Origin of the sequence: Glaciecola siphonariae (genome assembly GCF_042652645.1) — a bacterium.
GTDB classification, from domain to species: Bacteria; Pseudomonadota; Gammaproteobacteria; order Enterobacterales; family Alteromonadaceae; genus Glaciecola; species Glaciecola siphonariae.
On record NZ_JBHSGU010000002.1, the window covers coordinates 1355306 to 1369819 of the forward strand.

The window sequence follows — 14514 nt, forward strand, 5'->3', positions numbered from 1 at the left end:
TGTGAGAGCTAATGTGAGTACTTGTGCAAGTACTGAGTCAATACTCACTCAGAAATCATACTCGCCGTTTTTGGATTGCTAAGTAATTCCTCGAATATGGTCCAGCGCTTTTGCGTATTGTTTTCAGTGCCGCCTTGACGAATGACGTAGCTTTCAACCAAGTCTCTCCCTAAGTTGTAGTTAATCACGTAGCTTCTATATTTGTCGAAAAACCGCACTCGTTGAGCGGCCCTTTCAGGTGAGTTGAGCATATATTTTTGTAGAATATCTGCCGCCGCATCAGCATTGATTTCGCCATTTAAGTACTGACGAGCAGCTTCATTCCCAACGTAAGATAACTTGCTGTAAATATCTGCTACCTTGTAATAAAGCTCCGCTTTCGAAGTGTCTAAACCGGCGAGTGGAAATAAAACTTCTTTTTCAAAGGCAAGACGCGATTCTCCAGGAAAAGCCACGTCTATTCCGTAATTTGCACTACCCTCTGCAATAAGAGATTGCGGTGAAAATAGCTGGTAAACCGAAAATTCTATCCACTCTTTTTTGTTAACCAAGTTTTGTTCAAGCAATACGTTAAAGACGTGATGTCCCGGGTAGCCTTCATGTGCGGCGAGATCTACTGCACGACTGATATAAATCGGCAGGTCTATATTAATTTGGATTAAGCTTTGCGCATTACCTTGGTAGTAATTGTATCCCGACCACGCTTTGTCGGTGACGTACTCAAGCACAAAACTCTCATTCTCTGGTAAAGTGATATGTTCACTTGTTCTTTGTCTCGCTTCCTCTATGGCGGCGCGAAAAACCACATCAATTTTATCCTTTGGAATAATAAATTGGCTATTAAAGGCATTGTAGCGTTCAGATAGTTCGCCCTCCCCCGGAAGCAAGGCGTCAAGCTCGTTTAGCAAGGCATCAAAATACGATAAGTCGTTGTTTGGCGGCAACGCATCGTAAAGCAGCTGTGCTTCTTCATCAAAGCTATAGGTTTCACCGCCGAGCATATTTATTTTGGTATGAACCGCGCGCACCTGTTTTTGAAACATGGCCAATCTTGCCTGTTGCTCTTGCGATAGAGTGTTTACATCAATTTCAGACACGGCTTGCATTAAGTCTTCTGCCTGTTTGTTAAATGCTTGGAATGGAAAGTGCGCGCCTTCTTGCACAGGCGCTGGCTTAAGAGAGCCTGGCCCGTAATAAGCATCAACGACATCAGCATCAAATTGCCCAACACTTAATACCAGCTTGACATAGTCAGTGGCTATGTCGTCAATACTGCGAACAGCTTGCGCTTTTTGAGGCACTGGCTCCTCTACTTTTGTAGGTTTATTTACATTAGCATCTGAACAAGCGATTAATGCGCTTAGCGTTAGCGCGAGAGCAATGAATTTTTTCAAAAGAATGCCTTTTTGTGATTATAATTTATAAACAGAATGTAATGATTGAGTGAGGATAAACGAGGGATTTTAGTGATTCAACTGCTATTGCACACGCAAAGCACTAATGAGGCTTAATAGCAAATATTAAAGGACTGTTTTTGAATGCAAAAACTTGTTTTTACAGTAGATTTGATGAAGAATACCAGTCATTCCACCCCTTAGTTTAACTGGATAAAACGAGGACCTCCTAAGTCTTTGATAGTGGTTCAAGTCCACTAGGGGTGGCCATTTTTTGGGCGATTTTGACTTGGGATTTTGTGGCAAATTTTGAGTGTATCTTTCGCTTGTGACCGTTCGTTTTTAATAAAATAGTGAGTCATGTGTACCCAAAAGGACAAAAAACAAAATCAGTCGTTCAGTTTCTTGGTTAATTTTGTATATAACCTTTACTATAGACAGGCTTTGTCCACTTAACCACTTCACTACATCTTTAATTGAATTTTGTTGAAATCTTTAACTAACTTAAAGTCATCTTTCAGCCACTATGCTAAACGAAATGTCTTACTGTAAAGTCTTTTCGATAATCTAGTATGGAAGTTAGTTTTTGGAATCTACGTCAAACACCTATGATGTCGGTATATCAGCCTTAGCAAGACTGTGTTTCCTCAAACCTTTCACCTTTAAAAAACATCGACATTCTGCGGCACAGTACATAAAAAATGGGTGTAAAAATCAAACCAAAAAAGGTCACGCCCAACATACCGCTGAATACTGTGACGCCGAGTGCCTGTCGCATTTCTGCGCCCGCTCCGGTGGCAACAACTAATGGAATCACGCCTAAAATAAAGGCAAAAGATGTCATCAATATAGGCCGTAAGCGCATGCTTGCTGCATCAGACGCGGCTTTGTAAAGCGATTCCCCCTCCATTTCTTTTTGTCTGGCAAATTCCACAATTAAGATAGCGTTTTTACTGGCAAGGCCAACCAATACAATCAATCCCACTTGAGTGAGAATGTTATTGTCCATGCCCATCAGGCTCACTCCCACAATGGCGCTGAGCAAGCACATGGGTACGATTAACACGACAGCAAGCGGCGTTGTCCAGCTCTCATATAAAGCCACTAATAATAAATACACGAATAAAACCGCAAAGGCGAAGGCAAACATACCTGTGTTGCCAGCTTGTTTTTGCTGATAGGCTAATTCTGTCCATTCGTAGCTGATGCCGTCTGGCAAAATTTGATCCGCGAGTCGTTCCATGGTCGAGAGGGCTTCGCCTGTGCTAAAACCAGGTGAAGCGTCACCCTGCAAATCAGCCGCAGGGTATAGGTTATAGCGGGGTACTCTCGATGGACCAGCTTGATAGTCAAAGGTAGCAATGGAGCTCAGCGGAACCATGTCACCTTGGTTGTTTCTAACTCGTATCTGGCTAATATCATCTGGCGACATCCGATAGGGTGCGTCAGCTTGAGCCGTTACTCTAAATGTACGGCCTAAATAATTAAAGTCATTCACAAATGCACTGCCAAGGTACACTTCTAGGGCGTTAAATACTTCTGACACAGGCACACCTAATCTTTCGGCTCGCGCTCTGTCGATATCAGCGAAGAGCTGAGGAGTATTAGTTTCAAAAAAACTAAATACTGCTGTTGTTGCCGGCTCTTGATTAGCCGCTCCGGCGAGTTGCCACATAGCGCCTTCAAGCACATCTAAGCCCCTACCGCGGGTGTCCTGCAACATCATTTTGAAACCGCCACCGTTGCCGATACCGCGCACGGCGGGTGGTGGGATCACAACGACAAAGGCTTCTTTAATGGATGACATTTCAGCGCGAATATTCGCCACCAATTGATCAAAGATGATGCCCTTGCTTCGGCGAATATCGAAAGGTTCAAGTGTCGGAAACATAGCCGCTGAATTAGATGCATTCGTGAAGGTGGCGCCAGAAAAACCAGTAAATGCGACGACATTTGCAATACCATCGATGCCCAATACCTTATCTACTATTTCGTTAACAACAGCGTCAGTTCTTGCTAAGGATGCACCGGAGGGCAGTTGGGCGCCAATGATGACATAACCTTGGTCTTGTGCAGGAATAAAACCTTGTGGAACACGATTAAATTGATATGCGGTAAGCACCATCAAACCGATGTAAACCACAACGGCGATAGGCCCCCAACGCACTAATTTACACACCAGTTTGCCGTAGCCAGCAGAGGTTTTATCCATAATGCGGTTAAAACCATTAAAAAAAGCATTGATGAAGCCTTTCTTTTCTTTTTCTTCGTGAGGTTTGAAGAAAATCGCAGACAGCGCGGGGCTTAAAATTAGCGAAACTGTAACCGATATTAAAGTTGCGGTGGCTATAGTGATAGCAAATTGCGTATAGAAGGTGCCTGAAATGCCGCCAACAAAGGCGGTGGGCAAAAACACGGCAACCAGTACCAGTCCCATTGCAACTAAGGCTCCGCCTACCTCATCCATGGTTTGTCGGGCAGCTTCCAAAGGTTTGAGTCCTTTTTCAGACATCAAACGCTCCATGTTTTCAACCACCACAATCGCGTCATCCACCACAATACCAATGGCAAGCACAAGGCCAAAGAGCGTTAGATTATTAATTGAAAAGCCCATGGCGCTCATTACCGCAAAGGTGCCGACTAAAGAAATGGGTATGGCCAAAATCGGAATAAGCGCAGCGCGCCAATTTTGTAAAAACAGCACGATCACCAGTACCACTAGTGCGACGGCCTCGTAAATGGTCATTTCAACCGCCGCGACGGAGGCTTCAATAAATTCAGTTGGATTATACACAATATCGTAGACTAAGCCTGGCGGGAAATCTTTAGACACCGTTTCCATAACTTGTTTAACGGCATCGGCGGTTTCAAGCGCATTGGAGCCAGGGCGCTGAAAAATAGGCATAGCGATGGCTTTGTCTTTGCCCAAATAGCCTCGAGTAGTATAGGCCTCAGCACCTAATTCTACGCGTGCTACATCTCTTAATCGAACAATTCTGCCGTTTTCGTTTTTGATAATGATGTTTTCAAATTGCTCGGGCTCTTCCAGTCGTCCTTGAGTTTGCACGGCTAATTCAAAGGCAGTCTGGCCGGCTGCTACAGGCGCTTGATTTAGTGTGCCACTGGCCACCTGAATATTTTGCGTTCGCAATGATGACACTACTTCACCGGCAGTAAGGCCAACCGAGGCAATCAAATCGGGGTCCAACCAAATTCGCATAGAATATTGACTTGCACCAAAGATTAAAATATCACCCACACCGTCAATTCTAGAAAGCTGGTCTTGAATTTGTAGGGTTGCATAATTGGCAATGTAGGTCTGATCATAGGTTTCGTCGGGCGAATACATATTCACAACCATCATCAGATCAGGGGAATTTTTCAGCGTGGTCACACCCAGTCGACGCACGGTTTCAGGGAGTCGCGGCTCAGCAATGGCAACGCGGTTTTGAACCTGCACCTGTGCGGTATCTAAATCTGTGCCCAGTGCAAAGGTAACAGTAATAGTGACCCTTCCATCAGCGGTAGATTGTGAAGAAATATAAAGCATATTTTCAACGCCGTTGATCTCTTGCTCTATTGGCGTGGCAACGGTTTTAGAAGCAATGTCGGCGTTAGCGCCTGGATAAGTGGCTACGACCTGAATGGTTGGCGGTGCCACTTGTGGAAATTGTTCTACCGGCAATGAGAAATAAGATAAACCACCAACAATCATGACGATAATGGCTAATACAGTGGCAAATTTGGGCCGACTAATAAAATATTGTGAAATTGACATATTCGCCTCCGGCTACAGCGAATACTGAGCTGATAGATTGATTTCATTGGCCGCAACTTTCGCACCATCTCTTACTCTCATCAAACCATTTACCACAACTCTTTCGTCACCGTTTAAGCCAGCTTTAATAATGCGTAATTCAGGCGTGTGTAATTTTCCTAATTCAACATATTTACGGGTGATAGTGTCATTTTCGTCGGCGATGTAAACAAAACGGCGATTTTGGTCACTATTTAATGCAGCGTCAGGGAGCAGCATGACCTCGTCTTTCTCTCGAGATAGCAATTGAATTCGACCAAAAATACCGGGTATTAACAGTCCATTGTCATTTTCAAGTATCGCTCTGCCTTGAATCGTGCCGGTACTTCTGTCTAAGCGGTTGTCGACGAAGTCCATGACGCCTTCATGAATAAAATCATCTTCATCTTGCAGTTTCACTCTTACAGGGTTTGGCGCAGTGCGAGAGCTTTCTCTAGCGCCTGTTTGTGATGCCCGCGCGTATTGTAAAAAGTCAGACTCACCCGCCTCAAAGTAAAAATGAATAGGGTCGATAGTAACCACCGTAGTAAGCAAGGTAGCATTCGCTGCTGAAATTAAATTGCCCTCATTCACATAGTCACGGCTCACTAAGCCTGTTATGGGCGTTTTTACCTCGGTAAACTCCATGTCGAGGCGAGCGGCAGCAAGGGCAGCTTCTGCTTGGTCTAATTCGTTTTTACGACGGTCAACTTCTTCTTGCGATATGGAGTTTCTTTGCCGAAGCTCTAAGCCACGGTCTAATTCTTTTTTTGCTAAATCGTAGGTGGCTTCAGCACTTTTTAACGCGATTTGAAAAGGGCGTTGGTCGATTACAAAAAGCACGTCCCCTTGGTTTACCTGCTGGCCATCAACAAAATTCACAGACTCGACATAACCACTCACTCTTGCTCTTATTTCGACCTCATTAATTGCCTCAAATCGTCCCGAATATTCATCCCAAGATGTGACAGTTGCAGAGAGGGGAAGGGCGACGTCAACCTCAGGTGCTTGCTGTTGATTGGCGTTTTGAGCTTCGTTTTGAGAGCAGCTAGCCAATAAAAATACAGCCGTAAACAGTGCAAAATTACGCGTAAGTGTAAACATTAATGATGTCCATGGTTGTTGAAATTACAAACCTACCAACAGTTTCAGTTTAAAAAAAGATTCGTTGTTGATTTATTATATTGTGTTGGGTTAACTGAAATTCTGTTGCATGCCTGCATGTGGGTAGGTTTTTAAAGTACTTCAATTCTCAAGTACATGTCAAACTGTATGAGCCAAAGTGCACTAATACCGCGGGAATTATGTGTTTTTCGAAACTAAATCAAGTGTGTCTTACAGCACTATTACTTTTACTTTGCGCATGCTCACGAAGTGACAAAGTTGCAGAAATAAGTAATGTTGAAACGTTTATCCATATAGCTAAACAGCAAATCGGTAAAAAAGTTACGATTCTTGGTTACTTAGGCACGGTGCCTAGTTTCTTGATATACAGTGACAAAAATGCACTTCAAGAATATGACATAGAAAAATCAGTAAGAGTGCTATCCAATATCTCATATGAGACTATTGCCAAATTGGGTCGTTTTGAAAAGCAGGTAAGGTTAACAAGAATAATCTATGAAGATAGGTTTACTAGGGAAATTGTAATAAGTGATTTAGACAGTTTGATTATTGAAAATTTGGACAAAACTATTTGTTTTAAGGTCTGAATAGAAGCTATAACTAATTTTGAACAACTGCCTATTTTTAATCACTGACTTGGCGTGCTTTTCGTATAGAGTACTCAAATTTGAAAGCTTGGCTTTTCGTCAGCTTACTGACATAGCTTTTTCTACCTATCATAAAGAGCGCGTAACAGATGCACGCGCCAAAACGTTCAGCCAATCCAAGCCGCCAAAAAAAAGGTAAAAACCAACACACCTAAATCACAGGATTCAGCTTACTCGCGGCTAAATCTCCGGGCTTGCAGCCGGGAAGCCAAGTCGCAAGATCATTTTCGCGCGACTTATTCCAGCGGTTTTGCGGGTCTGGACGCTCAATAATGCGGGCATTGTCTTCATACCAAATAATTGTCATTACCTCTCTTAAGGTATTTGTATGATTGCCCGGTGCGCCATGTAAACACCAGCCGGAGTGAAAGGTGGCATCGCCTGCGTTCATGTCGCCATAGTTAACAATTTCAAAGCCCTTTTCTTCGCACATCTTGCTTAAGTAGCTCTCTGAATCATCTGAAATTGGCATATCCCCTAAATAGCCTACTTGCGATGTTCCACTGGCAAAGTTAAGCGTGCCCATTGCCGCGGTAATATCCATTAGCGGCATCCACATGGTAATGCATTTGTCGGTATCCAGCGGCCAGTAATGTTGGTCTTGATGCCACGGCGTAATGCCGCCTTTTGGCTCTTTAAACAAGGCTTGGTCATGATAAATACGCACGCGCTCAACGCCCATCAACTGCGCGGCAACACTGGCAAAGCGTTTACTTAACACCCATTTTGCAAGCTCAGGATTTTCTACCCACAAATTCATGATTTGTAAAAAGGCTTTACCGTATGTGTCACGCTCTTCCATAGGCACTGCACTTATCGATTCTTTGCGGGTGCTAACACTGCGCGTTACTTGCTCTCTAAAAGCAGAAATGTGAGCGCCGTCGCACACGCCATTAAGCCTAACGTGCCCATTGCGCTTATAATTTTCAATGTCTTTAGCAGACACGTTCATAGGTGTATCGATATATTCCATTGTTATGCGCTCCTGTTAGGGCTTGATTGCTTACTTTTTGCCTGATTGTTTCGGGGCTGCCGCTTTATTGCGTTCAATTTCATCAAAAAATTTTAGGCTCTTATCGAGATGTTGATGCCAGTAGTCCCATTCATGCCCGCCCTCAAATGCCTCAAAGCGATGTGCAATTCCAAGCTTATTCATTTGACTGGTTAGGGCTTTATTTGCTTCAAAGAGTACGTCGTCTTTACCGCAGTCAAAGCGAATGGGCGGCAGGCTATTTTTGTGTTGCTTCATCCAATATAAAACGCTGGGTTCATTGTCATCTGCGGTGGCATAAGCTCGCAAGTCGGTTTGAGTAAATTGTGATAAATCTGCCAATTCGGTCACCGCTGAGTGAGCAGATATTCCGCTGAACAAATCGGGATATTTGCTGCCAAGTCGCAAGGCGCCATAGCCGCCCATTGAAAGTCCAGCTATATAAACATTGCTGCTCTCGCTCACTGAGTCAACGTGTTGTGTCACGGCGCTGATAACATCATCCACAATCCATCGCTCAAAATTACCTCCCTTACGCAAAGGTAAGTAGGCTGATCCATCCCAAATGCCGCCGTCTGAGGGCATCACTAACACAAACTCACTTAAGCCTTGTTCGCGCAGCTTATCGAGAACAAGATGCGCTCCCCCTGAAAACATCCACGCCCAATGATTGCCGTACACGCCATGCAGCAGCAACACCACAGGGAGGTTTTTTTGCTCACTGTAGGCGTTGTATATACAAACATCCTGTCGACGAACGCGCGGCGGCTCAGCGGATTTTTGCTGCACATTACCACTCTGCGTATGCAGATTTGTTGAGCTAATGGTAAGCAACATTAGCTTGTTCGGTGCAAATTGCGGATTAGATACTTCAACCCTTGAAATACTCATGTTACGCGCCTTCCTCAAATTCACTGCTGTCGATAATCACAACCCCTTTTGCAATGCGTCCATTGAGTAAGTCGTCAAAACCCTGATGAATGTCATCAAGCCGGTAGGTTTTGCTCACAAGTTCATCGAGCTTTAGCTCACCTTGCGCGTTTAGATCTAAAATGCGCGTGAAGTCGCGCTCTGGGTTGCACATGCCATAAAGTGGGTTAATGTAGAGCTTATCCCATTCAAATAGCTCACAATCAAAATCTATGCGCTGCTCGATACCACTCACTTGAACCGCCATACCGGCATTTCTAACGAGTGCTAGAGGCGCTGAACCCAAGGCAGGAATGGCGGTGCATTCAAAGGCATAATCAGCTCCGCGGCCTTCGGTGAGGGCTCTTACTTTGGCTTTTACCTCAACAAAATCGATGTCTTCTTTGCTCGCAATAATGCCGTGGGTTGCACCAAAGCGTTTGGCTGTTTCAATGCGGTTAGCAGCAATATCGATAGCAATGATCATGGCGGCGCCAGCATTTTTAGCACCCTGTATAGCGTTTAAACCCACCCCTCCACAGCCAATAACACACACCGATTCGCCCGCTTGCACTTTTGCCGCGTTTATCACCGAGCCCCAACCGGTCATTACACCGCAGCCGATGATTGAGGCGGCAGTAAGAGAGATATGATGCTCAAGTTTAACCACAGCAGCTTGCTTTACCATGGCAAACTCACTCATGGTGCCTAAATGAAAGGCGCGCTCAATGCCCTTTTCTTGATATTTAGACGACTCGATGTGTGCGTGCCCCGATAGGTCGCAGCCACACACCGGTGAATTCACCTCACAAATATGCACATTCCCGCGCTTGCACTGAAAACAATCACCACAGGGTATTGCCCAATTGAGAATAACGCGATCGCCAGCGGCCACTTTCGTAACATTTTTACCGACTTTATGCACACGGCCGGCTCCCTCATGCCCAACAATAAAGGGCTTGTTCCAGGTTTGAATAGCGTCCCAGTCGGTATGGCATATGCCGGCTGCGGCAATTTTTACCAGCACTTCGTCGTCGCCGCATTCGCCTAGTGCGATAGTATCAACGTGAAAGTTACCCTTGCCATCGCTTATCAACGCTTTGGCCGTAATGTTTACCTCTGGCATAGTTGCTCTTTAATAAATGCACAATTGAGCGTTAATATAGCGGGTTTAAACATCCATGTACTGTCAGTTTATTATCAAAAAATATCAAAAATATGCTCACATTAAGCTAATATAAGCTTTTTATGGCCTCATACTATCAAAATAGGACCATGGTTGATGAAAGATACAAAAGCGTATTGCGAGCCTTTTTGTCTTGATAAAAATCACAGTTTTGAAATTCATAAAGTGCAATACGGACACGACGATGTCTATTCGTGCTTTACGCACTTTCATGAAGTGCATGAGCTAATCATCTTCGAAAACATCAGCGGTTTTTATTTTTATAGCGCGGGCAAGTCTACGCTTGAGAACAACGACTTGGTATTTACACCGAGCTTTGAGACGCACAATTTTGAATGCGCTGCGGGCAGTAAGTCTTGGTATATATTGCAGTTTCTACCCTCACTGGCAGAGCAATTGAACATCAGTTCTGTGCTCTCTAGATTTGGGCAAGGGATGCACTTAAGGCTCAGCGCACAGCATATAAAAACAGTACAACAGCAGGCTCAGTGGCTACATGAATGCTATCGGCGAGACGCAAACAGCGAATTGAGTAAGGCTTTGTTAAAAACCCTTATTTTATGGATAGCTGAACACGCCCATCCTATGAACCCAGAGGCCGACAAACAGGTCTTAGTAAGCACCGAGCACGACAAGCTCAAACCCATCATGGAGAAATTTAAACATAAGGCCAGCGTTGAGCTGTCGCTTACCCAGGCCGCGGCACTGTGTTTTATCTCCCCTTCTTATTTTTCTAAGTTATTTAAGCGCACCTACCGTTACTCATATTCTGAATATACGCTTCGGCATAAGCTCTATAGTGCGGCTCGACTGCTCAGTCAAAGTGATAAAAGCATTACCGAAATAAGTTACGAGCTAAATTTTGCCAGCCCATCGCATTTAATATTCCAGTTTAAACGACAGTTTGCGCTTACGCCTCGTCAATATCGAACGCAAGACCATGCGCAATGAATAGTGAGTGGCTAATTCTCTACTGGAGCATTAGCGATTTATCTTATTAAGCAAAATAGTCCGAATTTTTCTGGCGTTGTCTGGGCTTAACTCGCCAATTAGTCCTTGAACACGCGTAGGGATATGTGAAAAATCATGATCGCCAAACACATAATAATCGAATATCTCTCGCCATGCGTCTCTTTGCGGCTTTGGCAGCGATTTAATCGCTAAAATGGCATGGAGCAAGGCGTCATTGGGAACGCCTACATGGTCATCAACCTGCCGCCACCAATAGTTTATCAATACGTTAAAAGGACTTAATGCCTCGACATGGTGCCACCAGTTAGGCGGGATATAAATAGCGTCCCCAGGGCCTAGCTCAGCATACTGCGCCGCTTGCAGTGCACACTTAAAACGCGGGAACTTATCAAAATCAGGTGAGTAAAAATCGACGAGGCTTGCGGGTTGCCCGGCAGGTGTAAAGTCGATGGGCCCCACATAAAGATTACGAAGCTGATCAGCTGGAAATAATATAAAGCGCCGCGTTCCGCCTACCACGCAGGCGATATTATCTGGCGCATCGTAGTGCGCTGCAATGCGCGTTTGATTTCCCATCCAGATGCTGGCCAAGGCTTTATTGCGCAAAAACGCCAAATCATTAGCATCCCTTAAGCCTGGCATGACCGAATCTACTGCAGTAGAGCCTACGTAAATCGTTTCTTGCGCGCTATGTTCGGTATCATTAAGTTGACTAAACACGGTGCTTAAGCTTTCTCTAGCGCGTGAAAAATTAAATCCGCTTAAGTCCTCATTGTAAAATAGTTTGCCGGCTGCTTGCTCCGTGCCCTCTATCGGCGCCCTCATGGTATGAACAAGCGCTTCGTTGTAATAAGACAAAAGTAGCTTTTGAAGCGCAGCATTACCTTGCTTTGCCGCACTTACAACAGGCCAGTGCAACACATAGTCTTTTAATACCACAGGCTCTGCTGCAGATAGCAATGACGCTGGTAATCCATTATTCGCGCTGCATACTTGGCATCTAATTGGGGCTATATGTTTGAGAATTTCCATATGATGCTAGCTACTATTGCAGACTTGACCGGGTCAAAGCCAACACAGCGTGCTTAATCCGCTTGTTTGAGTTGCGCATTTTTACGTTTAATTAGTTTTACGATGTTGTTGCTCGATGCCAACAACAAATATATTAGCTGCATATAGTTGTGCCTGTGCAAATACACAATGGCGTCGTCATTTAAATCTTTGAGCTTCTGTTCGTTTATGGTGTGTAGCTCGTCTATGCTTATCTTTTCGCCATTATCTAACTGCAACGACAGGGTAATCGTTTCAATTAACTCATAGCGCAGAAGTGCATCCACTAATCCTCGCGTGTGTTCATGTCCTTCATGCAAGGCGAGTAATATCGAGTTCACCTCTTGCAAAAAGCCAGTTTGACCGCCGTGTGGCATGAACACGCTCTCGCCTTCATCTTCATTCACCCGAGGACTATCCATATCAATAGATACCACCGGCGTGTGAGTGCCATTTTGCTCCGTAAAACCAATCAAAAATGGACGTCTTTGAATACTTAAGGGGATATAGTGCGCGTCCCAACCCTGAGAGCTTAAAAATAAGTTTTCATGCTCACTAAGGCCCAATAAAACAACCAGTTCGAGTTTTTTACTCTCGCTACTTTTGCGAAAAAAGATAGGATAATCAGAATGAGCAAGGGCGACTTCGCTTGGCACAATGGTCGCGTAGCTGTGAGTATCGCCATAGCGAGGATGCTGTGCGGTAATCACTTTAAGATGTTGATGTTTGATATTATCTAATACTTCATGCGACGACATCAATTTGTCCTTTTAATACGGTGTTTTATCAGTTTGCGAGCGCTTGTTCTGTGTCACGCGGCGGTTTGTCAGCAGAACAAAAGCGCGTGCACTATCGGCGCACATAACACGTGCTCATACTGAGCAATTAAGCGGCACACTGACCTGAGCGCCTGATAAGCTCAATCAACTCACGATTGCTCGGCAAACCCTGCAGCAGCTTTTGCGTGAGTTGATGGTTTTTCTGTATATGCTGCGCCGCAAGCTGTTGGTCTAGTGACCGGCGCTGAGTCTCTGGCAGCTCAGTTTCAAAGCCCATACCATAGAGCACGTATTGGTAACTCGCTGAGGGAAATACCTCATCGGCATAGGTAAAATCCTGATGATACGGACTTTGGTATTTCCACAGCGTAAGTAACGACGCAAGCTCTTCTGACATGCTGCTTTTTTCACAGTTATCTCGCCAGTATTGAGTATCGGTGCGTTTGCTTAACACATAGTGCAGCTTTAAAAAGTCGATGATCCTATCCCAGCGATACAAGAACTTTTCATTAAATCGCTTGGCGGTAATATCCATCACCTCACGATTTGCCGGTAGCTGCTCACTTATCATTGCAGCCGACAGTTCAACTAACACTAGCGCCGATGCCTCTAGCGGCTCTAAAAAGCCTGCAGAAAGACCAACCGCTACACAGTTTTTATGCCAAAATTTTTCTCTATGGCCAGGGTCAATCTTGATTTTTCTAAATGCTAGGTCGTCTGCTGCATCCCCTATACTTTGTCGGATGTAGCTCCTTAGCTCGTCTGCGGCGCTTTTTTCGTCTATGTGAGCGCTCGAAAACACGTGTCCTACTCCTCGGCGCGACGGCAGTCCAATATCCCAAATCCACCCTGCGCTTTGCGCGGTCGACACAGTATGCGACACAATTGGCGCATCTGGTCTTAAATATGGCACATGGGTAGCTAGCGCTGTGTCGTTAAATAACATCGACTTACAGCTCTTAAACGGAATATTAAAATGCTCACCAAGCAATAAAGACTTAAAGCCCGTGCAGTCAATGAATAAATCACCCGAAATATCGCCGTTCGCTTTTGTCGAGACTGATGCAATATCGCCATGCTCGTTTGAATTAACCGCGGTAACGTGATCAAGAATATGCACAACGCCCAGCTTCTTTGTGCAATGCTCTTGTAAAAAACTAGCAAACTTTCCAGCGTCTAAATGATATGCGTAGTTTGCAACATGGGCATATTCGGGGGTAGATATTTGCTTTGGAGCCAGCCCTTTTTCACACAGTTGGCTTTGGAAGCACACTGCATCGGCGAAAGGAGTTTGTTTAGCATGAGCCTGCCAAAATGGCGCGAGGTTTATATCGGCATAGCCTTGGGGCAGTACCAAAGGATGATAATAGGCATCATCGTCCTCGCCCGTAACCCACTTTGCAAATTTTGCTCCTTGCTTAAACGAAGCATCGCACTTTTGAAAAAACTCACTCTCGCTCACACCAATTTTACGCAGCGTACCGCGCATGGTGGGCCATGTTCCCTCACCTACGCCAACTGTATTGACGTCAGGAGACTCAATTAGGGTTACCCTAATACCATGTTGAGAGTGGCTGCAGTGTTCGGCTGCAATAACCGCACAGGTTAACCAACCCGCCGTGCCTCCCCCAACAATAATAATATTTCTGATACTGCTCATATGTG

10 protein-coding genes and 1 tRNA gene are annotated in these 14514 nt (G+C 44.8%); 2 read left to right on the forward strand and 9 right to left on the reverse strand.

Going from position 1 to position 14514, the window contains the following annotated elements; translation table 11 throughout:
- Positions 1–44: 44 nt before the first annotated feature.
- Positions 45–1394 (reverse strand): hypothetical protein, encoded by a 1350-nt coding sequence (locus ACFO4O_RS07445; RefSeq protein WP_382407010.1) that lies wholly within the window; start codon positions 1392–1394, stop codon positions 45–47.
- A 194-nt stretch (positions 1395–1588) separates the two neighbouring features.
- Between ACFO4O_RS07445 and ACFO4O_RS07450 the strand changes: the two genes are divergently transcribed.
- Positions 1589–1664: transfer RNA gene (locus ACFO4O_RS07450), tRNA-Arg, on the forward strand.
- Between the two features lie 358 nt (positions 1665–2022).
- Here the strand turns inward: ACFO4O_RS07450 and ACFO4O_RS07455 are convergent.
- From ACFO4O_RS07455 to ACFO4O_RS07475, 5 genes are all read right to left on the reverse strand, one after another.
- Entirely contained in the window at positions 2023–5172 is a 3150-nt protein-coding gene (locus tag ACFO4O_RS07455) for an efflux RND transporter permease subunit (RefSeq protein ID WP_382407012.1), read from the reverse strand.
- Positions 5173–5184: 12 nt separating this feature from the next.
- On the reverse strand, positions 5185–6294 hold the full coding sequence (locus tag ACFO4O_RS07460) for an efflux RND transporter periplasmic adaptor subunit (RefSeq protein ID WP_382407014.1): 1110 nt from the start codon (positions 6292–6294) through the stop codon (positions 5185–5187).
- Positions 6295–7113: 819 nt separating this feature from the next.
- Positions 7114–7935 (reverse strand): phytanoyl-CoA dioxygenase family protein, encoded by an 822-nt coding sequence (locus ACFO4O_RS07465; RefSeq protein WP_382407016.1) that lies wholly within the window; start codon positions 7933–7935, stop codon positions 7114–7116.
- A 30-nt stretch (positions 7936–7965) separates the two neighbouring features.
- Positions 7966–8844: an alpha/beta hydrolase gene (locus ACFO4O_RS07470; RefSeq protein ID WP_382407018.1), complete on the reverse strand. Its 879-nt coding sequence runs from the start codon at positions 8842–8844 to the stop codon at positions 7966–7968.
- 1 nt (position 8845) lies between these two features.
- The gene (locus ACFO4O_RS07475) at positions 8846–9988 is read right to left on the reverse strand and encodes an alcohol dehydrogenase catalytic domain-containing protein (protein ID WP_382407020.1); all 1143 of its coding nucleotides are present in this window, start codon (positions 9986–9988) and stop codon (positions 8846–8848) included.
- Positions 9989–10144: 156 nt separating this feature from the next.
- Here ACFO4O_RS07475 and ACFO4O_RS07480 point away from each other — a divergent pair, with 156 nt between their 5' ends.
- Positions 10145–10999, forward strand: a complete 855-nt coding sequence (locus ACFO4O_RS07480) for an AraC family transcriptional regulator (protein ID WP_382407022.1) — start codon at positions 10145–10147, stop codon at positions 10997–10999.
- 30 nt (positions 11000–11029) lie between these two features.
- On the opposite strand, the gene ACFO4O_RS07485 is transcribed toward ACFO4O_RS07480, so the two are convergent.
- From ACFO4O_RS07485 to ACFO4O_RS07495, 3 genes are all read right to left on the reverse strand, one after another.
- Positions 11030–12052, reverse strand: coding sequence for a cupin-like domain-containing protein (locus ACFO4O_RS07485; protein WP_382407024.1), 1023 nt, complete (start codon positions 12050–12052; stop codon positions 11030–11032).
- A gap of 53 nt (positions 12053–12105) precedes the next feature.
- On the reverse strand, positions 12106–12828 hold the full coding sequence (locus ACFO4O_RS07490) for a SapC family protein (protein ID WP_382407026.1): 723 nt from the start codon (positions 12826–12828) through the stop codon (positions 12106–12108).
- A gap of 127 nt (positions 12829–12955) precedes the next feature.
- Positions 12956–14509, reverse strand: a complete 1554-nt coding sequence (locus ACFO4O_RS07495) for a tryptophan halogenase family protein (protein WP_382407028.1) — start codon at positions 14507–14509, stop codon at positions 12956–12958.
- Between the last annotated feature and the right edge of the window lie 5 nt (positions 14510–14514).